The sequence below is a fragment of the Chelatococcus asaccharovorans genome (assembly GCF_003201475.1).
Taxonomy (GTDB): domain Bacteria; phylum Pseudomonadota; class Alphaproteobacteria; order Rhizobiales; family Beijerinckiaceae; genus Chelatococcus; species Chelatococcus asaccharovorans.
The window spans coordinates 491,041-516,143 of the sequence record NZ_QJJK01000002.1 but is presented as its reverse complement, the minus strand read 5'-3'; the positions used below and the strand labels follow the sequence as shown (position 1 = coordinate 516,143).

The following is a 25,103-nucleotide window of genomic DNA, read 5'->3' as shown; positions in this document are numbered from 1 at the left end:
ACCGAAATGGAGCACGGAACAGACAAGATGGGAACGTCTCCAGGTCAGTTGCACAGGCTGTGCCGGCGCCGGACACCGGACGTGACCTTCTCTTTCGACGGCGTCGCGATGCACGCGCAGGAGGGGGATAGCCTGCTCTGCGCCATCACTACGCTGGCATCGCATTTGCGCGTGCATGAGTTCGACGGGCGTCCCCGCGCGGGCTTCTGCGGCATGGGGGTCTGCCAGGACTGTTGGGTCTGGATCGAGGGCGGCCACCGGGTGAGGGCCTGTACCACGCAGGTGAGGGAAGGTCTGCGTGTCACCACCCGTGGGCCGCTCCTGCCCGGAATGGGCGCGGAGACATCGGCATGAGCCACATGGATGGGCCTGGGATCGTCATTGTCGGGGCAGGCCCCGCCGGGATAGGAGCGGCCGACGTTCTTGTCCGCGCGGGGCTGCGTCCCGTGCTGATCGACGAGGGCCGCCGACCAGGCGGGCAAGGCTACCGGAAGAGCGATCCGACGCTCGGCCTCTCACTCGGCTATGCGCGGGCGGCGAACTACAAGCGGATCCATGCCGTCTTCACCGCATTGGAGACGCAGATCGACTATCGGCCGGAGACCCTTGTCTGGTCGGTCGACGGCAGGGCGGCCTATCTTGCGGAGCGCGGTGCGGTGGTCGACGCGGGCCTGTCCTATGATCGACTGATCCTTGCGACCGGCGCGACTGACAAGATCGCCCCCGTGCCCGGCTGGACGCTGACCGGCGTCTATACGCTGGGTGGCGCCCAGGTCATCCTGAAGGATCAGGGCTGCTCCATCGGCAGGAAGGTTGTCTTCTACGGATCATCGCCCCTCCTTTATCTCGCCGCAGCCCAGTATATCGAGGCTGGCGCAGGCAAGGTCACCATCCTCGACACGACGCCCTTTGCCCGGAAAGCCGCGGCTAGCCTCAAGATTGCGCGCGCGCCTTCCGTGTTGTGCAACGGTGTGGCCTTGCTGGCGGGCCTCAAGGCGCGCGGGGTGACGATCGTCAGCGGCGTCAGCGGGCTGCGGATTGACGGAGAGGACGGGCGCGTCGCCGGCGTGAGCTTTCAGGCGGGCAGGCGACCGATGCGGCTCGACTGTGATGCTGTGGCGATCGGCCATGGGCTGCGCGCGGAAACCCAGCTCGCGGAGCTCGCGGGAGCGGAACTCGCGTATGACGCGACTTTTGACCAGTGGCTGCCCCGGACCGATGCCGACGGTCGCGCGGCGGATGGCCTCTATCTCGCCGGAGACGGGGCTCGCATAGGCGGTGCCGCCGCTGCCGAGCTCGCGGGACGGGTGGCGGCCATGGCATGCCTTGCCGACCTCGGCCGCAGCATCGACAAGGCCGAGCTCATTCGCCTGCGCACCCGGCGCGACGCCTATCATGCGTCCCAGGAAGGGCTTGCGCAGGCCTTTGCCTGGCCGCGCCACGCTTTCGCCGACCTGCCGGACGAGACTGTCCTCTGTCGCTGCGAGAATGTGACCGCAGGCGCGGTGCGGGCGGTGGCGCGGAGCCTGGAAGGCGTCAGCGATATCAACCGTGTCAAGGCGTTGACCCGCTGTGGCATGGGCCGATGCCAGGCGCGGATGTGCGGCCTGGCGGCCGTGGAGGTTGCAGCGGCCGCCCGGCAGGAGGCTGCCGAGGCGCTCACCTACTATCGTCCGCAGCCACCCGTGAAACCGATCTTCATCCCCGAGCCGGCGCTCAGCGAGGTATGATCATGACAAGCCGGCGTACCGAAATTGCAATCATCGGTGGCGGGGCGATGGGGGCCTGGACGGCCTTCCATCTTGCCAGGCGCGGCGCACGCGTCATGATCGTCGAGCGCAGCTTCCCGGGTGCCCAGGCAAGCGGCGTGAACTACGGCAGCATGCGCATCCAGGGCCGCTTTCTGCCGCAGCTGCCGCTTTCGCTGCGCGCGCAGCGGATCTGGGAGGAGAGCGAAAGGCTCCTTGGCACAGATGTGGAATTCCGTCGGACCGGTCACCTGCATGTGGCGGTCGATGCGGCCCAGCAAGCCAAGATCGAACGCTATGCTGCGGATGCTCTGGCCTATGGCCTGGGCGTTGAGATCCTGGCGCCGGCGGCGATCCGCCGGCGATGGCCCTGGATCGCTCCCCATGCGATCGCCGCCTCCTGGTCGGCGATCGACGGCGCGGTCAATCCTCGTCTCGTCGTTCCCGCCCTGGCCGCCCGCCTCGCCGCGCTGGACGTGGCCGTGCTGCAGGGCCGCCGCGTCACGGGCGCGGAACGCCTCGGGGCCGGATTTCGGCTTGAAACGGCGGAAGGGGATGTCATCGAGGCCGACATGCTCGTGAATACCGGTGGTGCATGGGGCGCGGATGTCGCGGCGTGGTTCGCGGAGCCGGTGCCGATGTTCGTGGCCGGTCCTTCGGAAATGGTCACGGAGCCGCTGCCCTACTTCATGCAGCCGACCCTGCAGATCGTCGATGGCTCCATTGTCATCCGTCAGGTCGAACGGGGCAATGTGATCATCGCGGGACACCCTCGCGGCCCGGCTGATGCGCTGAAAATGCGGGCCCGGATGCCGGGCGCGAAGACGCTGACCAATCTTCAGCGCGTTGCCGACATCATTCCGTGTCTCTCCGGTGCCTCGATCATTCGCAGCTGGTCCGGTATCGAGGGCTATATGCCGGACATGATCCCGATCATCGGGCCAAGCGCAACCACGCCCGGACTGTGGCACGCCTTCGCTTTCTCCGGCCACGGCATGCAGCTCTGTCCCGGCCTCGGCGCCGTCTTGAGCGAACTCATTCTGGACGGACGTTCGGAGACGCCGGTCGGAGCCTTCGCGATCGACCGCTTCCGCCAGACCCAGACAGTGGACGAGGACTATCTCCGACAGGAGTTCGATGCAGGTGTCGTAAAAGCCTAGTGGAATGAATTTGACATTCGGTACCCGCTCGATGTCGGCCTCAAGATCGAATGTCAAATCCGAAAATTCCACGAGAATCATAAGCACCCTGGTGGTTCTTCTGTTTCCAACATTTGCCCTCGGGGCCGATACCAATGGGACGCAGATGTTGGAAACGAACCACTAGAATCGAACCCGGTTCCAAGTCGCCAAAAAGTCCGGACGAAACCGGATGCAAGATCCAACAGAATATGAGGGGATTCACGATGAACCAGCACGATAATAGCAATGCCACCGGCGTGTCGCGCCGCAACGTTCTGGCTGGCGCCGCTGCTTTAGGCGGCGGGATGCTGGCCACCCGCTTTGCTGCCGCGCAAGGCAAGCCGGTCTCCGGCGGGGTGATCCGCGTCGGCTTCGCCAGCACCCCCGACAGTCTCGACCCGCAGAAGACCGTGGCGGCCGCAGGCAACCAGGTCAGCTACCTCATCTTCGACAATCTGACGCGGCTCGACGAGAACAATGTTGCTCATCCCATGCTCGCGACGAGCTGGACGCCGGAGAAGGGCGGTCTGGAATGGGTGTTTGAACTGCGCCCGGGCGTCAAGTTCCACCACGGGACCGAATTCACCTCGGCCGATGTCGTTGCCACGATCGAGCGGGCCTATGCACCTGAAGTGACATTCAGGGCCAAGGGCGCTTTCGGGCCCGTCGAGAAAGCCGTCGCGGAGGGCCCTCACAAGGTACGCTTGATCCTCAAGCAGCCCTTCGCCGAGATTCCGGTGGTCGTCGCCGGTCGCTGGGCGCGCATCATTGCCGCCGATGCGATCGATACACTCGAGACCGCGCCTTCCGGGACAGGCCCGTTCAAGTTCAAGAATTCCCAGGCCGGCAGCAGCGTGACGGTCGAGAAGAACCCGAACTACTGGATCCCGGGGCAGCCCTATCTCGATGGCGTCGAACTCGTGGGCATCAAGGAGTCCATCGCTCAGCAGGCGGCGATCCGGGGGGGCAATGTCGACATTCTGACCCAGATCCCCATCGAAACCTTCCTGTCGCTGCGCAATGCGTCGAATATCAAGGTCTTCTCAAAGGTCACCGGGCAGTATCAGGTCATGATGACCCAGTCGAACATGGCGCCGTTCGACAATCCTCTCGTCCGCGAAGCATTCCGTTACATCGTCGACCGCAATCTGCTGGTCGCCTCGGCGCTGCTGGGTCAAGGGACCGTGGGCAATGACGTACCCCTGCCGCCCGGCAATCCGATGCTGCCGGAACTGCCGCAACACAAGCAGGATCTTGCAAAGGCCAAGGAACTTCTGACCAAGGCCGGCATCAATACGCTGGACATCGAGCTGTGGACATCATCCGAGCGCCAGCCCACGCCGAAGATGGCTCTTGCCTTCAAGGAGGCCGCGGCAAAGGTTGGCGTCAACGTCACCATCCGTGACGTACCTTATACGGAATACGTCTCCAATGTTTCGCGGAAGAAGCCGTTCTACACGACCCAGTGGAGTGCTTATCCGACGTTCTACGAGCGGCTCTATTTGATGTATCGCTCGGGCGCCAACTGGAAATACGGTGTGGTGGAAGACGCGCCGGGCCTCGATGCCATCCTCGACAAGATGATTTCCGAGCTGGATGAGGCGAAACGCAAAGAGTTGATCCAGGAAGCGTTGGTAAAGATTCACAAATCCGGTGAGCGGATCATCCCGTATATGATGAACTATGTGGGGGCCGCCAGCGCTAAAGTACAAGCCTATACGCCGCCGAATTACGACGTCATTGACTTCCGAGAGGTGTGGTTATCCTGACATAAAGAAAAAAAATCGCTCCGAGGATCTCTGTAATGATCGAGCTCATCATTCGGCGGACCGGACTTCTTGTCCTCGTCCTGCTCGCGGTGTCGTTCATGACCTTTATGATCGTGAACGTCCTGCCGGGAGACGTCACCGCCGTGGTCCTCGGAGATACGGCCTCACCACAGCAGGCGGCCCTGTTGCGGGAGCGCCTGGGCCTGAACGAGCCGGTTCTCGGGCGCTATATCGGCTGGCTCGCCGATATGCTGCGCGGGAATTTCGGCGTCTCGCTGCTGTACAACGTGCCGATCGCGCCGATGCTGGCGGGCCGGCTGCTCAATTCGACAATCCTTGCGGTTCTTGCGCTCGCCGTCGCCATCCCGGTGGCGATGGGGCTTGGTGTTTTCGCCGCCATGCACCGTGGCAGTACGGCGGATCGGGTCATTACCGCGATGACCGCGGTGACTTTCTCGGTTCCTGAATTCGTCAAGGGGCTCGCACTCATCCTGATCTTCGGGATCTGGCTGCAGATCCTGCCAGGCTCGAGCCTCCTCGCCCCGGGCCAGAGCCCGTTCTCGGACCCGGCGATCCTCGTCCTGCCTGTTGCGGTCGTTGCCATCAGCATGCTGCCGTATTTCGTCCAGATCACGCGCGCCGGCATGATCGATGCCTTTGCCAGCGACTATGTGAGAACGGCAATTCTCAAGGGCATGCCCCGCCACGTGGTGGCGCTCAAGCACGCGCTGCGCAACGGTATCCTGCCTGCCGTCGCGGTGATTGGAATGACGCTGGGCAATGCGCTCGGCGGGCTCGTGGTGGTCGAGACGGTCTTTTCATACTCCGGCATCGGACAACTCATGGTGAGTGCCATCAACGCCCGCGACATTCCGATCATCCAGTCCACGGTGATGATCGTCGCGGCGACCTATGCGGTTGGCAACCTGCTTGCCGATGTCGTGTCGATCGCACTCAACCCCCGCCTGCGTCCCTGAGGTCCAGTGATGTCCACGAACGATATCCCTCTCGTCGCAGAAGCCGAGGCCAAGGTCCCGCCTGCCGTCACGCGGGGGAGCAGGATGGGCAAGGCGTCCCGCCAGACGCGCGGCATGCTCGTCTCCGATGTCGTCCTCATCGCGACGCTCCTGGCGGTTGTTGCCATGGTGCTCGTGCCCGGTTGGATTGCGCCGTACAGCCCCACCGAGTTCAATCCGGCGGTGGCGATGATGCCGCCCAGCTGGGAGTACCCGTTCGGAACGGATGAGTTCGGGCGCGACATTCTCAGCCGTGTCATTCACGGCGCGCGCCCGACCCTGGTGGTCGCGATCGCAGGAGCCATCATGGGAGTGGGGCTCGGCACGGTGACGGGCTTGCTCGCCGGCTATGCGGGCGGGCGGACCGATGAAGTCCTGATGCGCTTCATGGACGCGCTCATGTCGTTCCCGACGCTGATACTGGCGACGTTGATCGTCGTCATGCTCGGTTCGAATCCCGTCAACGTCATCGCAGCGATAGGTATCGTCTTCTGGCCGCGCTCGGCGCGGATCGCGCGGGCCGTGGCGCAGGACGTGGCACAGCGCTCATTCATAGAGGCGGCCTGGGTTCGCGGTGAAAGCCATGCTTACATCCTGTTCCGGGAACTGCTTCCGGGCGTGCTCAACGTCGTCGTCGTTGATCTCAGCCTGCGTATCACCTACGGCACGATGCTATCGGCCTCGCTGAGCTATCTCGGCATTGGGGTGACCCCGCCTACACCCGCCTGGGGTCTCATGGTCAAAGACGGACAACAATTCATTCAATTTGCGAGCTGGATGGTGATCTGGCCCTGCGTCGCGATCTCCGTGGTGGCTGTGGCCGCCGTCCTCGCCGGCGAACGCCTCAGGCAGATCCTCGCCCCGACCGAACGGGGGAACTGATCCATGACGATTGCGATGATACCCATGCCTATCGCCGCCCGCGTGGCGCCCACCCTTGCCGTCGAAGGGCTCTCGATAGACTACGGTCCCGTGCAGGCCGTTCGCAACGTCAGCCTCGCCATCGCACCTGGCGAGGCATATGGGCTGATCGGCGAGAGCGGCTCGGGCAAGTCAACGGTCGCCTATGCTGTCATGGGATATCTGAACAGCGGCCGCGTGAGCGGCGGACGGGTCGTCCTCAACGGGGCGGATGTCTTCGCGATGGGCGAGCGTGGGCTTGAGGCTGTGCGCGGCTCGGTTGTATCGATGGTCTTCCAGGACCCGATGAACGCACTCAACCCGTCGATCCGCGTGGGTGAGCAGATCGCCGAAGGGATCCGCCGCCATGCGGGCCTTGACCGCCGCGCGGCCCGGAAGCGGACCCTGGAGCTGATCGGCCTCGTCAACCTTCCGGATCCGGAGGCGATCACGCTCCGCTATCCCCACCAGCTCTCGGGCGGGCAGCTGCAGCGCATCGTCATCGCCATGGCGCTCGCGCTCGAGCCGAAGCTTCTCGTCCTTGACGAACCGACGACCGGCCTTGATGTGACGACTGAGGCGGTCATTCTGGACCTCATCGCCGACATCAAGGCGCGCAGCAATGTCGCGCTCCTCTTCATCAGCCACAATCTCGGCGTGGTCGCGCGCATGTGCGATCGGGTGGGGGTGCTCTATGCCGGCACGCTGGTCGAAGAGGGGCGGACCGATGACCTGTTGCAGAGGCCTCATCACCCCTATACCCGCGGCCTGATCGACGCCATGCCCAGCGTGACTGCGGCGCGCGAAATGGTCGGGATCCCGGGTCGCCTGCCTGATCTCGCCCAGGTGCCCGACGGCTGCATCTTCCAGGACCGCTGCGTGCTGGCCACCGCCGACTGCCGCCACGGCGTCATCCCGATGGAGACCATCGGGCCGGGCCACAGCAGCCGCTGTCTTCGCTGGCGATCCTGCGCAACCGAGCTTGCGCCCGCCCGTCCCGCGGTGCCGCGCGCATCTCTCGCAGGAATGGCACCCCGCCTCGAAGTCGCCGATCTGACCCGCGACTTTCCCGGCGCACCTCTATTTCCCTTCTTCCGGTCGCGGCCGGTGGTGCAGGCTTTGCGGGGCGTTTCGCTCGATGTTCGTGAAGGCGAGACCGTCGCGATCGTCGGGGAGAGCGGCTCCGGCAAGTCCACGTTCGGTCGTCTCGTCGCAGGGCTTGATCGTCCCGGCGGCGGACGCATCCTGTTCGACGGCCGGGACATTAGCGCGTTGGCGCGCGCGCGGGGCAGGGACGACCAGCGCGACGTCCAGTTCGTTTTCCAGAATCCGCATTCGGCGCTCAATCCACACCACAGTGTAGAGGCGATCATCGGGCGTCCGCTGCGCCTTTATCTCGGCCTCCGGGGGCGGGCGCTGCGCGAGCGCGTGCTTGAGATCCTGACAGCCGTGCGGCTTGGCGAGCGCTATCTCACGCGCGCACCACGGGAGCTCTCGGGCGGCGAGAAGCAGCGCGTGTGCATCGCCCGTGCCTTTGCTGCCAATCCCAAGCTTGTGATCTGCGACGAGCCGACCTCGGCACTCGATATCTCCGTGCAGGCGGCAATCCTGCAGGAATTGCGCAGGTTGCAGCGGGAATCGGAGAACCAGACGTCCTACCTCTTTATCACCCACGATCTCGGCGTCGTGCGCCAGATCGCCGACCGGGTCGCGGTCATGTATCTCGGCGAGATTGTCGAGTTCGGCGAGACGGCTGATATCTTCACGGCGCCTCAACATCCCTATACCGAGGCGCTGCTCGCAGCCGTGCCGGAGATCGGGCGGGCCGAACAGGCGAACCGGCGCGACATGAGGCTCGAAGGGCCACTGCCAAAGCCGACCAATCCGCCAACGGGCTGCGGTTTCCACACGCGATGCCCGCGTGTCCTTGGTCCGCTTTGCGAGACCATGCCTCCAAAACAGTCGAAAGCCGAGGGACACTGGCTGAAATGCCATATTCCGATCGCGCAACTGCGTCGTCTCCAGGAAAGCGGCTGACTTCCGCTGTATCGCAATCTTTATCTTCTTGCCGCGTCGCCATCCGCGCGTCTTCAGGACTTGTCACATGACATCCAGCTTCAAGCACCTGCTCTCGCCGATCACGATCGGCAACAAGGAAATCCGCAACCGGGTCGTCTCCACCGCGCACGGCACGGGTTATGCCGTGGATGGCAAGGTTTCGGATCAACTGATCGCCTATCACATGGAGCGGGCGAGGGGCGGCGTCGGGCTCATCGTCATGGAGGCCACGGGCGTCGACTCGGCTCCCATCGGCGCCAAGGGCGGTTCCTATCTGCGCAACTCGGACGACAGCGTCATTCCGGGCTATCAGCGCCTTGCCAAGGCGGTTCACGCGGAGGGAACGACGGTCTACACGATGCTCTCGCATTCAGGCCGCAACACGGTCATGGGGATCGACGGCGCGCCGCCGCTCGCTCCTTCGCCGGTTCCCTTCGACCGCTCGCGGGATATTCCGCGCGCGCTGGAGGTCGAGGAGATCGCCGGTATCGTCCAGGCTTTCGCCGCCGCCGCCGTGCGCAGCCGCGAGGGTGGGCTCGACGGCATCGAGCTCTCCTTTGCGCACGGCAATCTGGTGCAGCAGTTTCTTTCGCCGCTGACCAATTTCCGCGAAGACGAATACGGCGGATCCGAGGAGAATCGGCTGCGCTTCGCCCGCGAGGTGCTCCAGGCCGTTCGCAAGGCGGTCGGCGACGACTTCACGCTCGGCATCCGCTTCAGCGCCGACGAGCTGGTGCCGGGCGGCTACACCATAGAGGACGGCACCCGCTATGCGCGCATGATGGTCGAGTGGGGTAGGCTCGACTTCGTCGATGTTTCCGCAGGAACAAATGGCTCGATGTGGAGCCGCGCGATTCACTATCCCACGATCGCAACGCCTGAGAAGCGGCTCGTCCCTTATGCCAAGGCAGTCAAACAGGCGATTGACACGCCGGTCTTCTGCATCGGCAAAATTACGGATCCTGCCGAGGCGGAAGGTATCCTCGCCGCCGGCGAAGCCGACATGGTGGGCATGACACGCGCCCATATCGCCGAGCCCGCGATCATCCGCAAGCTGATGGAGGAGCGGCACGAGGATATCCGTCCCTGCATCCACGCCAACGAGGTCTGTTTCGGCCGCAAGCAGCGCGGAGGCAATGTCGGTTGTGTATTCAATCCACGCACCGGCCGTGAAGACAAATGGGAGCGGATCGAGCCGACGGAGGACTACAGGAGCGTGTTGGTGATCGGCGGTGGTCCAGCGGGCCTGGAGGCGGCACGGGTCGCCGCCAAACGTGGACACGACGTGGTGCTGCACGAAAAGGCCGGTCATCTCGGAGGGCAGGTGCCCCTCCTGTCAAAGACACCGCACCGGCGCGACTATAAGATCATCACCGATTGGCTGGAACGGCAGGCACGCCGCTCGGGCGTGCTGGTGCGGCTCGGCAGCGAGATGACGGCTGAGAAGGTGCTGGCCGCCAAGCCCGACGCGGTGATCGTCGCGACCGGCGCGCGCGACACCCGGCCGCGTCTTCCCGGCGCCCATCTCCCCCATGTGTATACAGCCCGCGAGGCGCTGGCCGGCGCCCCGCTCGGATCGCGGGTCCTGATCGGCGATTGGGATGGCCGCAATATGGGAATGTCCATGGCGGAGTGGCTCGCGGTGCGCGGCCACGCGGTGGAAATCGTATCGTCCGCCTTCCGGATCGGCGAGGACGCCGAGCTGATGACATGGCATCCCGCCTATGAGCGACTGATGAATCTCGGCGTCAAGCTGTCCGCGATGGAGGAGCTGGTCGAGATCACAGAGGACCATGCGGTGATCAGGCTGTTGAACTCCGACACCCGCGAGGCGGCCTGCGACAGCGTCGTGCTGTGCAGTCGTGGCAGTGCCGAGAACGACCTCTATCACGCGCTGAAGGGGCAGGTTCCGAGCCTCTGGCTGATCGGCGATGCCTTCACGCCGCGGCAGCTCGAACAAGCCATCTACGAGGGGGCCAAGGTGGCCCGCGAGATCTGAGCGCTGTCAGGCCGCGCGGAGCAAGCCCGCGACAGACGGACTTGCTCTAACGCTGGATCCAGCTGTTCCAGGCGTCGAGCATTTTGGTCTGGTTGGCGGCAATCCAGGCGGAATCATGCTTGACGATGGTCTTGAAGGCCTCAGGTGAACTCGGAATATTGGCGCGTGCCGCTTCACTCATGAGCGCGACCGCATCGATGCTCGGCGGCGTGACGTTCAGCCTCTCCGCAAGCTTCGCCTGTACTGTTGGATTGTCGAGGTAATACTTCAGCAGCGCTTCCGCACCGGCAGGGTTCGGGCCATCGCGCAGGATCTGCATGGTGTCGGCGAGCAGGAATGCGCCGTCATAGGAGATCCGAACAGGCTGGCCTTCTGTCTTCAAGGCCGAGGCGCGCGTGCCCCAGATCATGCCCATGACATATTCGCCATTCCGAAAGCCTTGCTGGCTCTGATCGCCCGTGCGCCACCAGAGCTGAACCTCAGGCTTGATCGCGTCGAGCTTTTTGAGCGCCCGGTCGATATCGAGCGGGAAGAGCTGGTCGGCGGGCACGCCATCGGCCAGGAGCGCCGCGGCGAGCACCCGCCAGGGATCGTTGAAGCTCGGCAGTGCGCGCGCCCCCGGGAAGCGCTTGGTGTCCCAGAAATCCGCCCAGGTCCGGGGGGCGCCATTCTTCAGGCGATCCGCATTGAAGGCCAGCAGCGTCGCGTTGAGCTGTATGCGAACGCCAGCTGGGTTGCAGGCCTTGTCGACGAGATCCTTGCGCGTCTTGAACGGTTCGCAGAAGGACGTGAGGTCGCGCGTGAAGGCGCGATTCTGGTCGGATTCCGCGATGATATCGACGTTGTTGATGATATCCCACGTGACGCTCCCGGCTTTCGCCATGGCTTGAGCGCGCGCCCGTTGCTCGGCATCGGTCGCCGTCACCGTGTTCACCTTGATGCCGGTCGCCTTCGTGAAAGGTTCGAACCAGATCTCCTTCAGCGCGCGGTCGTAGACCCCGCCGGTCGTCGCGACGACGACTTCGCCGGACTGGGCTGCCGCTGCCGTGGAGAGCAGGAGGCCAAATCCGATCTGGCGGATCAGGGTTTTAGCCAATCCCCGCATGCGCGAGCGTTTGTCGATGGCTGTCATGATCGCAGTTCCCCTTCTTGGTTGGATATGGAGACGGTGTGGATGAAGGCGGGTTCGGCCGTCAGGCAGCCGTGGACCGCCGGCGTGGTGGGAAGATCTCAGCCGCGAAGCGCGGGTCCGGGATCCTGTCCTCGGGATAGACGGGCCGCCGCTTGGTGAAGGGCAGCAATCCCGGGCGATAGTTCGCGATGCCTGGCGTATCGACGACGACGCAGGGGCCGATCGGACCGAACGAGATCTTGAAGTGATAGCCCGACTTGGCAACGACCAGGTCCTGGGCGCCGAGATCGATGCCCTGGCTGCGGAAGGCGGCCGGATCCTGCGTGAAGCCCGGCAGGCTGGTCGCGAGCACGGTGAGGTTGCCCGCGCGGATGACAGCCGTGTCCCCGAGCGTGGCTGGTTCGTTTTGCAGATAAGGTCCGTCGTGGATGAAACGGCCGTCGCCGAGACCCGCGACGGTCCATTCCGCTCGGAACGGTGTGACGCCTTTGGAGAGGCCGCCACCCACCGCCGCTTCGAATACGCCGCCGATGCCGACCCGCTGGGCGGCACGAACGGCTGCGGGATCAGTGACCGGGACGACGGCCTTGAGGCCGGGCCAGTGCCGGGCGATCTCGGCCATGATGACCGTGCCATCGCCGGCCGCGCCGGCCAGGACGCGATCGCCCTGGTCGCCGAGGACGGCGGGTCTCGGCAGTCTACCGGCGGCGATATCCGCGAGTACCGTGTCGAGCGGCGCGAAATCCGGGACGAAGTCGTCGCGGAGTTGCCACAGCATGCGGGCGAGTTCCTCAACGGCGCTGCGCGCGCTGCTGGCGTCGCCGTCCGCGATGGCGGTGATGCATTGGTCCCCGGCCGGCACGTCGACGAGGGTGGTACAGTTGCAAATCGAGATATCGAGAAGCGACGGATGGGCCGCGAGGATCTCGCGCCGCCGCGCATGGAGGCTGGCGAGCGGCCCCCGCGCCGTCTCCATCTGCGCCCCGAAAATAAGCGGAAGCCAGATCGCCGCCGTCACCGGCGCGATGCGGCGTTGGCAGGCCTCGACAAGAAGGGTCGCGGCCCGTTCGCCGGCGATGTCGTAGTCCGTATGGGGATTGTCCTTGCAGGCGAGGACGAGATCGGCGCCGTCCAGCATGGCGGGCGTGACATAGGCGTGCAGATCGAGGCTGACGGCGATCGGTGTCTCCGGCCCGGCAACCTCGCGGATGGCCGCGATCAGCGCGCCTTCGGGATCGTCGAGGCTCTCGGTGATCATCGCGCCGTGGAGATCGAGATAGACGCCGTCAGGCCGCGTGGCCCGAACCCCCGCGACGATCTCGTCGCAGAGCTGCGCGAACAGCCCATTTTCCACCGGGCCACCGGGCGGCGACACGGCGGAAAGGCCGGGCAGGATCTGGCAGTCGAGACGCGTCAGGGCACGGCAGGCGCCGCCGAGCGAGGACCGCGACCCGGCCGCCTTCTCGAGCAGGTCTTCGCCGCGGGTAATCGCGAAACTGCCCGCGCCGGTCCTGAGCCTGCTGAAACTGTTGCCCTCATGGAAAAGGCTGGAGACGAAAATGCGCATGCCGAATGCCCCGCCAGGCCGGTTTTGTTCGATTCAGGAACTGAGGGGTCGAGATGGTCGCCTACTGCTGGAGCCAGGCGTTCCAGCGATCAAGCAATCGCGCCTTGTTCGCGTTGATCCACTCGGAATCCGGTACGATGAGGCCTTTGAAGACCTCGGGAGCAAGCGGCAGGGCCTTCTGGGTCTCCGGACTCATCATCGCGGCCGCCTTCCGGCTGGCGGGCGTACAGGTCTGCGCCTCGCAGCGCTTGGCCTGGCCTTCGACATTCGTCAGGTAGAACTCCAGGAAGCGCAGCGCATTGTCCCGGTTCGGCGCGCCCTTGATGAGCGCCCAGCGGTCGCCCACGAGAACGGCCTGATCAAGGCTCCAGGCGAGCGGCTGGTTCTCGGCCCGCAACGCAGAGGCGCGCGTCTGCCAGATCATGCCCATGACATATTCGCCGTTGCGGAAACCCTGGACGCTCTGGTCGCCAGTTTTCCACCAGACCGCCACATGCGGCCGGATCTCGTCCATCTTCCGGAATGCGCGGTCGAGGTCGAGCGGGAACAGCTTGTCGGCCGGGACGCCGTCTGCGAGCAGTGCGGCGGCCAATACCCGCCACGGGTCGTTGAAGTTCGGCAGCGCGCGTGGGCCAGGGAAGTCCTTGACGTTCCAGAAGTCCGCCCAGTTGTGGGGTTTGGCGCCGGGAAACTTCGCGTCATTATAGACGAGCATCGTCGTGCCATAGGCCGCCAGCACGCCGGAGGCGTTGCAGGCGCCGGGAAGAAGATCGTCGCGACTGGAGAACCGGGTGCAGAACGCGGCCATATCCTCGTTCAAGGCGCGATGTTCGGCCGAAGACGACTGGATCTCACCGGCCTGATAGAGGTCCCAGGTCACCTTCCCGGCCGCGACCATCGCTTTCACACGCGCGACGTTCTGGGCGTCCGAGCCGGAGACGGAGACGATCTTGATGCCGGTGGCCTTCTCGAAGGGCTCGTAGAAGGTCTCGCGCAGGACCTGTTCCTGAACGCCGCCCGTTGTCGTGATCACGAGTTCGTTCCGGGATTGGGCGTGGCTGCCCCCATTGGCAAGACCCATCCCAATCAGGGCCGAAAGAAGCAATGCTCTGCGATGGACCATGCGGATCTCCAGGCTTTCAGGTTGTTATGGCGTTCAGGTTGCTTTGGCGTTCAGGCGGGGGCGAACTCGCCACCGTTGATGTCGAGGACTGCGCCGTTCACGAAGCCGGCCTCGGGTGCGGCGAGAAAGACAACGGCGCGCGCGATGTCCTCCGGCTGTCCAAGGCGGCGGACAGGGATGCGGGACAAGGCTGACTGGTTGGTCGGAGACGAGGCCTGCCCGGTCATCTCCGTCAAGATCCGACCGGGGCAGATCGTATTGGCCGTTATCCCGTATTCGGAATATTCCGACACGATGGAGCGCGCCAATCCGGCCAGCGCCGCCTTGGAGGCGACATAGCTTGCACTAGCGATGCGCGGGGTCGTGCGCCCGGCGATCGAGCCGATCAGGATGATGCGGCCGTGACGCCGCTCCACCATGCCAGGCAGAACCGCCTGGCAGCAGAGCAATGCACCGGTCAGGTTCACCGACAGGACGTCGTTCCATTCGGCGAGCGGTATCTCGCCGAGCGGTGTGCGACCGCCCGGCCGTTTGGGCGAGAAGCCGGCATTTGAGACAAGCGCATCGATCCGCCCGAAGCGGCCGCTGACCTCTCCGAAGAAGTCAGCGATGGCGGCCGGCTCGCGGAGGTCGAGGGTTGCGGCCAAAAGCCTGTCGTCACCGAATTGTGCGGCCAGCGTCTCGCGGGCGCTGTCCACATGGGTGCGCTGCTGGCTGAACAGCCCGACGGCCCAGCCTTCGGCCAGCAAGGCCTTGGCTGCTGCCAGTCCGATGCCAGAGCTGCCGCCTGAGACGACGGCCACCGAATGAGCATGTTCCATCAGACAAGTTCCGGTTCAGCGGCGACGGGGCGATCCAGCGTGCCGTCGTAAAGGGAAATCGCCGGATGGGCGCCGGGATCGGTCATGATTTCAATCAATGTGGGCTGGCTGCTGGCGAGCGCGTCACGCAGCGCCGGCAGGATCTCCGAAGGCGTATCGACGCGGATGCCCACGCAGCCGCAAGCGCGGGCGATCGCCACATGATCGACCGGGGCGAAATGGCAGGCGGTTGTATAAGTGCCGAACTTCACGGTCTCGGCGTCCTTCTGGTAGCCGAGAATGCCGTTGTTCAGCACGATGACCGTGAGCGCGATGCCCATGCGCACCATCGTCTCGAGTTCCGCCCAGGAATGGGCGAAGCCGCCGTCGCCGACGAGCGCGACGACCCGTGCGTCAGGCTTTGCGACCTTCGCGCCCATCGCGAGTGGCAGGCCCCAGCCGAGGCCGGCAAGGCCGCGCGGGGTCAGGAAGCGCATGCCCGGCGCCAGCCCGCGCAGTTGCCCGACGATCCACATCGAGGAGTAGCTGGCATCGGCGGCGACGATCGTGTCGGGCGTCAGCAATGTCTGTAGCTCGGCCATCACCCGCTCAGGCCGGATCGGGCTCGTGTTGTGCTGCACCAGCGGGCCGCGGGCGGCCTCGAAACGCCGCCATGCCGTGGCGATCCGCGTCTCCAGCGCCGGCCGGGCGCCGGTGCGCGCCGAAAGATCCATCCGCCGCAGCGCCTCCGTCAGCGCGTCGAGCGTTTCCACGGCGGTGCCGACGAGGCGGGTGGCCTCGTAGTTGCGCCCGATCTCCTGCGGATCGATGTCGATCTGGATGAGGCGCGCCGTCGGCGGGATGAGACGCCAGCTGTCCGTGCCGTTCTGGTTGTTGCGTGTGCCGACCTGCAGGATCAGGTCAGCCTCGGCAAGCAAGCTACGGGTGTAGCGGCCGAGCGAAGCCGGCCCGACGAGCGCGCCGAGGACGCCGCAGGACAGGGGGTGGCGCTCGTCGACGGCACCCTTCCCCATATTGGTCGTGAAGACGGGCAGGCCCGCAAGATCCTGAAGCCGCGCCAAGGCCTCCGGCGCGCCAATCGACAGCGCGCCGCCGCCGGCCATCACCACGGGATGACGCGCCGCGACGATCGCCCGTGCCACCGCCTCGATGTCGGCCTCGGCCGGACGGATGCGGTCGAGGGGAAACCGGCCGTAGCATGCGCTGCGTTCAAACTGCGAGGGGACCGCAGCCTCGCGCAGAAGATCAGCCGGGAGGAGCAGCACCGCCGGTCCGGGGCGCCCGCTCGCCGCTGCGGCAAAAGCGGCATCGACATAGTCCTCGACGCGATCCGCGCCTGACAGCCTGCGTGTCCATTTCGCACAGGATGCGAACAAGGCGATATGGTCGAGCTCCTGGAAGGCGTTCTTGTCGACCTGGGGCCGCTCGACCTCTTGGACGAGCGCGACGATGGGGATGCTCGCTTTCATCGCTTCAGCCAGCGGCGCCACGAGAAGGGTTGCGGCCGGGCCGTTCTGCGCGGCAACGACCGAAACGCGCCCGGAGACGCGGGCGAAACCGTCGGCCATGGCGCCGCCCATGTTCTCCTGGCGATAGGCGATCTGTCGGATGCCGATCGCTTCGGCGGCGAGAATTACCGCCGACGGCAGGCTCTGCCCAAAGATCACGTCGACGCCGTGGCGCTTCAGGGCATGGGCTATCGCTTGCGCGACGGTGGGGGCGGAATTGGTCATGCTGCGAGGCTTTCGATGAGGTCGCTGCGCGTGGCGAGAAAGTCGTCGAAGACCGAGGCGACGCGATCGGTATCCGCGGTCGTCATCGGGGTGGAGAGGCAGGCTGCCGCGCCGTGGGGAAGAATGATGCCGTTCTCGCTGAACGTGCGGCTGAGCTCCTTCAGGACATGCGCTTGCGCCGCCGTCGCCGTCGCTTCACGGAAATCGCTCGGGAGAACAGCCTTCGGATGGATCCGGAAGAGGGATGCGGCGCCCGAGACCGAGAAGGGAGCCCGGTTGCGCGCGATCGCGGCTGTGAGCTGCGTGCGCAGCCGATCACCCAGGCTTTCGAGATGCGCGAAGGCGGCGCGATCCAGCGCGGTCATCGACGCGAGGCCGGCAACCATCGACAGTGGATTCGCCGAGAAGGTGCCGCCCTGGGGCAGAAGGGGTCGGCCCTGCGACGCATCGAAGACGCCCATGACGGCGCGGTTGCCGGCGATTGCGCCGATGGGGAGGCCGCCGCCGATGATCTTGCCGAAAGTGAAGAGGTCCGGGGTGAGGCCATGGCGTGCGGAAGCGCCCTCATAGCCCTGCCGGAAGCTCAGAACCTCATCGGCGATGACGAGAACGCCATGTTTCCTCGCCACCCGTTGGATCGCCGCAACGAAATCGGGCGTCGGGGCGATCAGCCCGGCGCGGCTCGGCATGGGGTCGAGCACGATGGCCGCGAGATCCGCAGCATGGGCCGCGATCAGCCGCTCCGCGCCCGTAACGTCGTTGAAGCGGAGCGGCACCACCTCGCCCAGAACCGAGGCCGGCATGCCACGATAGTAGGGCACGGCTGCCGGGGCATCGGCCGGTCCCCAGTTGCCCGGCGTGCTTGCCTGGCTGACCTCGACCCAGTCATAGGCGCCGTGGTAGGCGCCCTCGATCTTGGCGATCGCCGAACGCCCGGTGAAAGCGCGGGCCGCCTTGATGGCAAACATCACCGCCTCGGAACCCGTATTGACGAAGCGGATCGTCTCGACGCCGGGAACGCGGTCGCAGATTAGCTCGGCGAGGCCGATCTCGGCGAGCGTCGGATTGGCGAAGCAGGTGCCGGACTGGAGCTGGCGCGTGACCGCCTCGATCACCGGTGCAAAACGATGGCCGTGAATGAGTGTTGTGAAGTTCCCGTTCAGGTCCAGGAAGCGCCGTCCGTCGATATCGACGAGATAGGCGCCTTCGCCCCTGTCCATGTAGCGCGGGATAGGGTCGCGCTCGATTGTCACGCGCGTCGTGCCGTCGATGAAGACGCGCTGCGCGCGTTCGAACGCTTCCCGCGAAGCGCTCCCTACGGAGTTGTGACCTTCGGTCGTCGTTGCCGTCATTGTTCTCGATCCAAGAGCCGCTGGAGAGCGAGCGGTCGAGACGAGCTAAGTATAAATTGATATTTGATGCAACAAAAATATCGATCCAGCCTGCGATTGGGTTGGCGATGGTCAGCCACGGGACGTGATCATGGCCTTCAGGCGCACATAGCCGTCGCGGATGTCCTGCTCCATGGCGAATCGGACCTTCGCGCCGTCCTTGGCGCGCAGGCCGTCGATGGCGGCCATGTGATTGGAAACACCCCGCCGGTTCTGGGCGAAGTCCGGATAGAGTTCGTTGAGAGATGGACCTACCCGCAGCCAAAGCGATTCGATCATCGCCACGAGACGCGGCCAGCCGGACAGGCGGTAGATCAGGAAATGGAATTCGCGGTTGACCTTGAGGACCTCGCGATAGTCCGCAGCGTCCAACCCGGAATTGATGGCCGCCTGCATCAGCTCCAGCGCCGTGACATCCGCGGGCGCCGCCGCGAGCACGGACCGTTCCGCGGCAAGCCCTTCGAGGGCGAGGCGTGTGGCGGTGACCTCGTCGAGCGCGTCCAGCGTCAGGGAGGGGATAACGACCGTCTTGGGGCCTTCGTTGACGAGCGCGCCTTCGGAGAGGAGCCGGTTGATCGCGTCCCGGGCCGGCGTCGTGCTCACGCCAAGGGCAGCCGCGACCGACCTGACGGTGAGCTTCTCGTTCGGCGGAAAGGAGCCGGCGACAATGATCTCCTTCAGGCGTGCATAGGTCAGTTCACCCAGGTTCGACTGGCGGGCGATGGGTGTGACGACCCCGGCGAGCAGATGCTCCGACATGGCAATCCTCATGTTGCTTGATGCATCAAATAGCGGCAGTCTCGTTACGCCGCCAGTCCAACCGTGGTCGATGAGCGAAATTTGGCGGTTGACAAGCATAGCCCAATAAATGATACATCAAACATCAAAATTATCCGCGGCCCTGTCTTGATAAGAAGGCCGGGTCCAGCGCACTTGCAGAGGTTTGAAGCGGGAACATGAACGGGATGTCCAGCGACGTCTTGCAGGCAAGCCGAGGCCTGTCGCCTCCGAAAGGCGAAGCTATTGCCATCAAAGGCATATCGAAGCGGTTTGGGTCCATCGTCGGCGTCGATAATGTCGATCTTCATGTCGAGGCCGGAGAATTCCTCTCACTCCTTGGTCCCTCAGGCTCGGGCAAGACCACGCTTCTGATGATGCTGGCAGGGTTCGAGACGCCGAGCTCAGGATCGATCACGCTCGGGAGCCGGGATCTCACCCATGTTCCGCCGAACAAGCGCGGCATCGGCATGGTCTTTCAGCGTTACGCCCTGTTCCCGCATATGAGCGTGGCGCAGAACGTCGCCTTTCCGCTCAAGATGCGCGGCCTGGCCAAGGCCGAGATCGCCCCGCTCGTCGAACAGGCCTTGGCGCGTGTCCGGCTGCAGGATTACGGCGGCCGGGCGCCGGCGCAGCTCTCGGGTGGGCAGCAGCAGCGCGTCGCCGTGGCGCGGGCGCTGGTCTTCCAGCCGCCGGTCCTTCTGATGGACGAGCCGCTCGGCGCGCTCGACAAGAAGCTGCGCGAGGAGCTGCAGATCGAGATCAAGACGCTGCATGCGAGCCTCGGCGTCACGATCATCTATGTCACGCATGATCAGGAAGAAGCGCTGACGATGTCCGACCGGATCGCGGTGATGGACAAGGGGCGCATCCAGCAGCTCGGCAGCCCGGTGTCGCTCTATCACGAACCGAACAGCAGCTTTGTCGCCGACTTCATCGGTAAGATGAATTTTCTGAAAGGGATCGTCAGCGGGCTGGATGATCGCTCGATCGCCATCACGGTTTCAGGACAGACGATCAGCGTGGCGCGGTCCCAGCTCGGCGGACGCGATGATGTCGCGATCGGGCGCCCCGTGCAGATTGCCGCGCGTCCCGAGAGCTTGAGCCCGACGCAGAATGGCGAGGGGGCGATTGCGGGAGATATCGAAACCACCATCTTCCTGGGGTCGCATCGCACCCTGATCGTCAGATCCGACGACGGAACGCAGCTTCAGGTGCAGGTGCCCTCGTCCCATCGGGACAGCGGCGTCGAGCAGCGCGGCCGGGCGTTCGTGCGGCTCGATCCCGGCGCCGTTCGCGTCTTCGCGGGCGAGGACTGAGCGATGGCCAATGCGACAGTTGCCGCCACGGATCGCGCGACAGCCGGGCAACTCTCAAGGCCCGCCTCGCTGACGCTCGCGCTGCCACTCATCCTGCTGCTCGGCCTCGCCTTTCTGCTGCCCGTCGCCAAGCTTCTGTGGGGCAGCGTGTTCACCCCGTCGCCGACCGCGGAGAACTATCTGCGCATCGTGCAGGAGCCCATCTTCCTGAAGATCCTGCTGCGCACCGTGCAGACGGCGGCGGTCGTCACATGTCTCGCCTTCGTCCTGGGCTATCCCGTCGCGCTCGTCATGTCGAAGCTCGGCGGACGCGCCGCGATGCTGGTCGCTGCCTGTGTCCTGATACCGCTTTGGACCAGCGTTCTCGTCCGTTCCTACGCGTGGATCGTACTGCTGCAGCGAACCGGGGTCGTCAACAGTACGCTGATGAGCTGGGGCGTGATCAACGAGCCGCTGAAGCTGATCTACACCGAAGGGGCCGTGATCGTGGCGATGACCCATGTGCTCATGCCCTACATGATCCTCCCCATTTTTTCCTCGCTCCGATCGATCCCGCCGGAGCTCGACCGCGCCGCGCGCAATCTCGGCGCCGGGCCCTGGACGAGCTTCATCGCCGTCACGCTGCCACTCAGCCTTCCCGGCATCTATGCCGGGTCGATCATGGTCTTCATCCTGGCCCTGGGCTTCTACGTCACCCCGGCCCTGGTCGGTGGGCCACAGAACCTGACCATCGCCACCCTGATCGGCCAGCAGACGACCGAACTCCTCAACTGGCCGTTTGCCGGCGCGCTGGCCGGGGTTCTGCTCGTGGTCACATTGGGTCTGGTCGGCCTGTTTCGGCGGTTCCTTCGCTTTGGAAAGGGTGCCTGATGTCGACACTCTCCGAAACCCCCGCTTTGGACGTGTTGCAATCGCCCCCGGCATCCCGAGCGGCCTTGTCACCGCATCTTGGCCGCTGGCTTCTCCACGGATTCGTCGGTCTCGTCCTCATTTTCCTCCTGTTGCCGACCCTGCTCGTCGTGCCGATGTCGCTGGGGGAGGCCTCCTATATCCAGTTCCCGCCAAAGGGTTTCACGCTGAAGTGGTATCACGCCTATTTCGCTGACGCGGACTGGATGAGCGCAACCTGGTTCAGCCTGAAGATCGCGGTGGCGACGACCGTCTCGGCGACGATTGTCGGGACGCTCGCATCCTTTGCCATCGTGCGCGGCAGCCTTCCGGGTGCCGCCGCGCTGCAGGCGCTGACGCTCGCGCCGCTGATCGTTCCCCATATCGTGCTGGCGGTCGCGCTTTACCTCGTCTTCGCGCCAATTGGGCTGACGGGCAATTTCTTCGGCTTCGCGATCGCCCATACCATGATGTCGGTGCCCTATGTCATGCTGACGGTGTCGGCCTCGCTGCAGCGGATCGATCCCGCTCTCGAACTCGCCGCCTTGAACTGTGGCGCCACGCGTGCCCAGGCCTTTTGGCATGTGGTGCTGCCGAATATTGCTCCGGGCGTCGCAGCCGGCGCGGTCTTCGCCTTCCTCGCCTCCTTCGACGAAGCGACGGTTGCGTTCTTCATCTCCGGCGTCGAGGGCAAGACCATCACGCGCAAGCTCTTCGAGGACATCGACTACAACCTGACGCCGGTCATCGCTGCGGCATCGACGGTCATGGTGGTCATCTCGCTCGTCCTGATGGGCGGGGTCGAGTGGCTGCGCAGCCGCGGCGCAAAAGCCGCACCGTAGCATTCCCGCCATCGAGGCTCGCCGGCTCCAGAGCGTGTCCTCGGAGCCAAGCCGGAAATACCCTCTTGTCCGAACCAATGGATGTCCGAGATGAACAGGGCCGTTCGTAATCCGCCGCGCGTCATGGTGGCGCGGATCTTCCATGAATCGCACGGTTTCAGCCCGATCCCGACGCCGGCGGACTGCTTCGTCCTCTCCAGAGGGGAGGGCGTGCTGAGCGAGGCGAGAGGATCAGGCACGACGCTCGGCGGCATCATCTCCGTCCTTGATGAGGCTGGCGTGGAGCTCATCCCGGCGCTTTCGGCCTCGGCACCGCCGAGCGGGCTCGTCGACCACGATTTCTATCTCACTCTCAAGGGGGAGATATGCGCGGCCGTCGCGGCCTATGCGCCCGACGCGATCGTGCTCGAACTGCATGGTGCGATGGGCACCACCGTGCTGCCGGATGCCGAGGGCGATCTGCTGCGCGACGTGCGCGCGGCGGCGGGCCGGGAGGTCGTGATCGGCGTGGGGCTCGATCTTCATGCGCATGTGACGGAAGCCATGCTCCTGGCCACCGACATCTGCATTGCGTGTAAGGAGAACCCGCATTCCGACGTGGTCGCCTGCGGCGAGAAGGTCGCCCAAGGCGTTCTCGCCGTGCTCGACGGCTCACTCCGGCCGGTGCGCACCCTGGTTAAGGTTCCCATGCTGTTGCCGGGCGGCAACGAGACCGCGATAGGCCCTCTGCGGGAACTCCACGACATGGCCCGGGACCTCACATCGCGGACGGCCGGGATCTGGGACATTTCGCTCTACAACGTATTTCGCTTCCTGGACGACGCGGGTATGGGCCAGGCCGTCGTCGTCACGAGCGCCGAAGGGGCAGAGGACGGCGCGCGGAATGCAGCCGCGCAATTGGGCGAGGCATTCTGGCGCAAGCGCGAGGAATTCGTCGATGACCTGCTGACGATCGACGAGGCGCTCGCGCGCGTCGCGGCGAACCGGGGAACCGAACCTTATGTCCTCGCCGACATGGGCGACCGGGTGCTCGCCGGCGCGCCGGGGGATTCCACCGCGATCCTGGCTGCCTTGCTGGCGCGTGGGGACGGGTTGCGCGCCGCTGTGCCGATCACCGATGCCGCCAGCGTCGCCAGGGCGCAGACGCTCGGGGCCGGGCAGGTTGCGCGGTTTCAGCTCGGCGGCGGGATGACGCCGGGCTTTGCGCCCCTCGACGTCGAAGCCCGCATCGTCAGTCTCGGTGACGGCCTGTTCGAGATGCGCGGCCCGTATCGCGGTGGTGAACCGACGGCTCTCGGGCCCGTTGCTGTACTGGAGATCGATGGGCGCATCAGGGTTCTCGTCACGAGCAAGCCGGGCTTTACGCATGATCCGGCCGCCTTCGAGAGCAACGGCATCATGATCGCGGATCAGGACTGCATCGTCGTCAAGTCCGGCTATCATTTCACCTTGAACTTTGCAGGTCTCGCGAGGCCCTTGATGCTGCGGACGCCCGGGATCGGCTATTTCACCCGCGGGCAGTTCACCTGGACGCAAGGGCGCTTCTGGCCCGAGCATGACGTGGGTGCGATGCCGGTTGAATCTCCGATCACCTTCCCCGCACGAAGCGGGGGTGCTCCTCGCCAGCGCCAGGGCTGACGCGAAGAAGCCGGACGGATCTACCCCTGCCGCCCGCGCAGGTGCGATCGCCGCCACGATCTGCGACAGCGGGCAGTCTCGCGTGAGTCCCCGCGGCTCGTCGCGCAGGGAAGGATCCCTGACGGGTTGGTCGCGGCACGCACTGGCGAGATCAAGCCCTTAGGAGGGATCAACGACTCCTGCCGCGGGCGCGAAGGCTTCGCGCACGGCATCGTAGCATTCGTCGCGCTCAACGAAAGGCGTCGGCGGGGGAGTAGAGCCGCGGTATTGACCCGTTAGAGCGAACCGAAGGCGGAAGATGACGGGCTGAAACGCACGATGAAGCGGTGACGGTCGCCCGGGTAAATCAATCTTACAAAGGTGATGAGCTCGCCATTGAGCCAGGTGCGGCGCGCGATGGAGATGCAGGCGGTGCGCTCGACGATCTGCAGTTTCTTGGCGATCATGGCATCGGCAGAAATGGCCCGGATCGAATGTTCGCCCTCGCTGAACGGCACGTTGCTCAATAGCCAACTCCCGGGGGGCTCGCTTTTGAACTGGAGGCGCTCGACCTGAGGGACCGCATCCAGATTGATCTGCCGGGTCTCCATCGTGAAGGGCAGATTGTCTGCGAAATGCATGACTTCCAGATATAAAAGTCGCGTGCCGACGGGTACGCCGACATGCCGCGCGTCGATGGCCTCGGTGACCTTGCGGATGCTGCGGTTGGCGATCTCGAAACGGTAGGACCGGTCCGTGGCCAGAATTTCGGCGCGGATATCCTGGATATAGGTGAGGGGCTCCTCGATCCGGGGAGGTGCGACATACGATCCCGAGCGCCGCTTTCGCGTGATCATACCGGCTGCGGCCAGGCTGGACAGCGCCTTGTTAACGGTCATCCGCGAACAATTATAAACCTCGACAAGCTCCGTTTCCGGGGGGATCCGTGTGCCCGTTCCCCATTCGCCGGTCATGATCTTGCGTTCGATGTCGCGCTGGATCTCTGCATATAACGGCATGGCCTGCTTGTCCGCGCGCGCGTCGCGTTTTGCGGAGGGGGCAACCGCTGAAGCGTCCTGTTCGTCCACCAACCAGACCTCTTGGGGCAAAATCACCGCAACTCAACTGTCATCTATAACACCCGGATCCGGGGCCGCAAAACTGATCCAATCTGTATCAATATTCCCGATCCGCGGCTTCAGGAACTTAAATCGAGTAAAGC

The 25,103-nt window shown here is 64.9% G+C and carries 20 protein-coding genes; 12 read left to right on the top strand and 8 right to left on the bottom strand.

Annotation, left to right across the window (positions count from 1 at the left end; all coding sequences use genetic code 11):
* Positions 1–6: 6 nt before the first annotated feature.
* The 8 genes from C7450_RS06890 (at position 7) to C7450_RS06855 (ending at position 10,671) form a co-directional block, all read left to right on the top strand.
* Positions 7–354, top strand: coding sequence for a (2Fe-2S)-binding protein (locus C7450_RS06890; protein WP_281064260.1), 348 nt, complete (start codon positions 7–9; stop codon positions 352–354).
* Positions 351–1,730 (top strand): FAD/NAD(P)-dependent oxidoreductase, encoded by a 1,380-nt coding sequence (locus C7450_RS06885; protein ID WP_110373660.1) that lies wholly within the window; start codon positions 351–353, stop codon positions 1,728–1,730. The genes C7450_RS06890 and C7450_RS06885 overlap by 4 nt, the downstream gene beginning before the upstream one ends.
* 2 nt (positions 1,731–1,732) lie before the next feature.
* The gene (locus tag C7450_RS06880; protein ID WP_110373785.1) at positions 1,733–2,908 is read left to right on the top strand and encodes an NAD(P)/FAD-dependent oxidoreductase; all 1,176 of its coding nucleotides are present in this window, start codon (positions 1,733–1,735) and stop codon (positions 2,906–2,908) included.
* Positions 2,909–3,021: 113 nt separating this feature from the next.
* On the top strand, positions 3,022–4,698 hold the full coding sequence (locus tag C7450_RS06875; RefSeq protein ID WP_146227277.1) for an ABC transporter substrate-binding protein: 1,677 nt from the start codon (positions 3,022–3,024) through the stop codon (positions 4,696–4,698).
* Between the two features lie 35 nt (positions 4,699–4,733).
* Positions 4,734–5,675: an ABC transporter permease gene (locus C7450_RS06870; RefSeq protein ID WP_110373658.1), complete on the top strand. Its 942-nt coding sequence runs from the start codon at positions 4,734–4,736 to the stop codon at positions 5,673–5,675.
* 9 nt (positions 5,676–5,684) lie between these two features.
* Positions 5,685–6,596 (top strand): ABC transporter permease, encoded by a 912-nt coding sequence (locus C7450_RS06865; protein WP_110373657.1) that lies wholly within the window; start codon positions 5,685–5,687, stop codon positions 6,594–6,596.
* Between the two features lie 3 nt (positions 6,597–6,599).
* Entirely contained in the window at positions 6,600–8,651 is a 2,052-nt protein-coding gene (locus C7450_RS06860; RefSeq protein ID WP_245449506.1) for a dipeptide ABC transporter ATP-binding protein, read from the top strand.
* Between the two features lie 67 nt (positions 8,652–8,718).
* The gene (locus C7450_RS06855; protein ID WP_110373656.1) at positions 8,719–10,671 is read left to right on the top strand and encodes an oxidoreductase; all 1,953 of its coding nucleotides are present in this window, start codon (positions 8,719–8,721) and stop codon (positions 10,669–10,671) included.
* Positions 10,672–10,717: 46 nt separating this feature from the next.
* On the opposite strand, the gene C7450_RS06850 is transcribed toward C7450_RS06855, so the two are convergent.
* The 7 genes from C7450_RS06850 to C7450_RS06820 form a co-directional block, all read right to left on the bottom strand.
* Complete coding sequence (locus tag C7450_RS06850) at positions 10,718–11,803, bottom strand: ABC transporter substrate-binding protein (RefSeq protein WP_110373655.1); 1,086 nt, start codon at positions 11,801–11,803, stop codon at positions 10,718–10,720.
* 61 nt (positions 11,804–11,864) lie between these two features.
* The gene (locus C7450_RS06845) at positions 11,865–13,370 is read right to left on the bottom strand and encodes a M81 family metallopeptidase (RefSeq protein ID WP_110373654.1); all 1,506 of its coding nucleotides are present in this window, start codon (positions 13,368–13,370) and stop codon (positions 11,865–11,867) included.
* 61 nt (positions 13,371–13,431) lie between these two features.
* The gene (locus tag C7450_RS06840; RefSeq protein WP_110373653.1) at positions 13,432–14,493 is read right to left on the bottom strand and encodes an ABC transporter substrate-binding protein; all 1,062 of its coding nucleotides are present in this window, start codon (positions 14,491–14,493) and stop codon (positions 13,432–13,434) included.
* 50 nt (positions 14,494–14,543) lie between these two features.
* Positions 14,544–15,314 (bottom strand): 3-oxoacyl-ACP reductase FabG, encoded by a 771-nt coding sequence (gene fabG / locus C7450_RS06835; protein ID WP_110373652.1) that lies wholly within the window; start codon positions 15,312–15,314, stop codon positions 14,544–14,546.
* A complete protein-coding gene (locus C7450_RS06830) occupies positions 15,314–17,047 on the bottom strand; it encodes an acetolactate synthase catalytic subunit (RefSeq protein ID WP_110373651.1) in 1,734 nt (577 codons plus the stop codon). Before C7450_RS06830 ends, fabG begins: the two co-directional genes overlap by 1 nt.
* Entirely contained in the window at positions 17,044–18,399 is a 1,356-nt protein-coding gene (locus C7450_RS06825; protein WP_110373650.1) for an aspartate aminotransferase family protein, read from the bottom strand. The genes C7450_RS06830 and C7450_RS06825 overlap by 4 nt, the downstream gene beginning before the upstream one ends.
* 111 nt (positions 18,400–18,510) lie before the next feature.
* Positions 18,511–19,197: a GntR family transcriptional regulator gene (locus C7450_RS06820; protein ID WP_110373649.1), complete on the bottom strand. Its 687-nt coding sequence runs from the start codon at positions 19,195–19,197 to the stop codon at positions 18,511–18,513.
* A 206-nt stretch (positions 19,198–19,403) separates the two neighbouring features.
* On the opposite strand from C7450_RS06820, the gene C7450_RS06815 reads away from it, so the two are divergent.
* From C7450_RS06815 to C7450_RS06800, 4 genes are all read left to right on the top strand, one after another.
* Positions 19,404–20,534: an ABC transporter ATP-binding protein gene (locus C7450_RS06815; RefSeq protein WP_245449505.1), complete on the top strand. Its 1,131-nt coding sequence runs from the start codon at positions 19,404–19,406 to the stop codon at positions 20,532–20,534.
* Between the two features lie 3 nt (positions 20,535–20,537).
* The gene (locus tag C7450_RS06810) at positions 20,538–21,404 is read left to right on the top strand and encodes an ABC transporter permease (RefSeq protein ID WP_110373647.1); all 867 of its coding nucleotides are present in this window, start codon (positions 20,538–20,540) and stop codon (positions 21,402–21,404) included.
* Positions 21,404–22,264, top strand: a complete 861-nt coding sequence (locus C7450_RS06805; protein ID WP_110373646.1) for an ABC transporter permease — start codon at positions 21,404–21,406, stop codon at positions 22,262–22,264. Before C7450_RS06810 ends, C7450_RS06805 begins: the two co-directional genes overlap by 1 nt.
* A gap of 90 nt (positions 22,265–22,354) precedes the next feature.
* Positions 22,355–23,902 (top strand): M81 family metallopeptidase, encoded by a 1,548-nt coding sequence (locus C7450_RS06800; protein WP_170147106.1) that lies wholly within the window; start codon positions 22,355–22,357, stop codon positions 23,900–23,902.
* Positions 23,903–24,177: 275 nt separating this feature from the next.
* On the opposite strand, the gene hutC is transcribed toward C7450_RS06800, so the two are convergent.
* Positions 24,178–24,900, bottom strand: coding sequence for a histidine utilization transcriptional repressor HutC (hutC, locus tag C7450_RS06795; RefSeq protein WP_146227276.1), 723 nt, complete (start codon positions 24,898–24,900; stop codon positions 24,178–24,180).
* Between the last annotated feature and the right edge of the window lie 203 nt (positions 24,901–25,103).

Coding starts and splice junctions, on each gene's coding strand:
- C7450_RS06890 (WP_281064260.1), top strand. CDS start 7: ATGGAGCACGGAACAGACAAGATGGGAACGTCTCCAGGTCAGTTGCAC.
- C7450_RS06885 (WP_110373660.1), top strand. CDS start 351: ATGAGCCACATGGATGGGCCTGGGATCGTCATTGTCGGGGCAGGCCCC.
- C7450_RS06880 (WP_110373785.1), top strand. CDS start 1,733: ATGACAAGCCGGCGTACCGAAATTGCAATCATCGGTGGCGGGGCGATG.
- C7450_RS06870 (WP_110373658.1), top strand. CDS start 4,734: ATGATCGAGCTCATCATTCGGCGGACCGGACTTCTTGTCCTCGTCCTG.
- C7450_RS06865 (WP_110373657.1), top strand. CDS start 5,685: ATGTCCACGAACGATATCCCTCTCGTCGCAGAAGCCGAGGCCAAGGTC.
- C7450_RS06860 (WP_245449506.1), top strand. CDS start 6,600: ATGACGATTGCGATGATACCCATGCCTATCGCCGCCCGCGTGGCGCCC.
- C7450_RS06855 (WP_110373656.1), top strand. CDS start 8,719: ATGACATCCAGCTTCAAGCACCTGCTCTCGCCGATCACGATCGGCAAC.
- C7450_RS06850 (WP_110373655.1), bottom strand. CDS start 11,803: ATGACAGCCATCGACAAACGCTCGCGCATGCGGGGATTGGCTAAAACC.
- C7450_RS06845 (WP_110373654.1), bottom strand. CDS start 13,370: ATGCGCATTTTCGTCTCCAGCCTTTTCCATGAGGGCAACAGTTTCAGC.
- C7450_RS06840 (WP_110373653.1), bottom strand. CDS start 14,493: ATGGTCCATCGCAGAGCATTGCTTCTTTCGGCCCTGATTGGGATGGGT.
- fabG (WP_110373652.1), bottom strand. CDS start 15,314: ATGGAACATGCTCATTCGGTGGCCGTCGTCTCAGGCGGCAGCTCTGGC.
- C7450_RS06830 (WP_110373651.1), bottom strand. CDS start 17,047: ATGACCAATTCCGCCCCCACCGTCGCGCAAGCGATAGCCCATGCCCTG.
- C7450_RS06825 (WP_110373650.1), bottom strand. CDS start 18,399: ATGACGGCAACGACGACCGAAGGTCACAACTCCGTAGGGAGCGCTTCG.
- C7450_RS06820 (WP_110373649.1), bottom strand. CDS start 19,197: ATGTCGGAGCATCTGCTCGCCGGGGTCGTCACACCCATCGCCCGCCAG.
- C7450_RS06815 (WP_245449505.1), top strand. CDS start 19,404: ATGTCCAGCGACGTCTTGCAGGCAAGCCGAGGCCTGTCGCCTCCGAAA.
- C7450_RS06810 (WP_110373647.1), top strand. CDS start 20,538: ATGGCCAATGCGACAGTTGCCGCCACGGATCGCGCGACAGCCGGGCAA.
- C7450_RS06805 (WP_110373646.1), top strand. CDS start 21,404: ATGTCGACACTCTCCGAAACCCCCGCTTTGGACGTGTTGCAATCGCCC.
- C7450_RS06800 (WP_170147106.1), top strand. CDS start 22,355: ATGAACAGGGCCGTTCGTAATCCGCCGCGCGTCATGGTGGCGCGGATC.
- hutC (WP_146227276.1), bottom strand. CDS start 24,900: ATGCCGTTATATGCAGAGATCCAGCGCGACATCGAACGCAAGATCATG.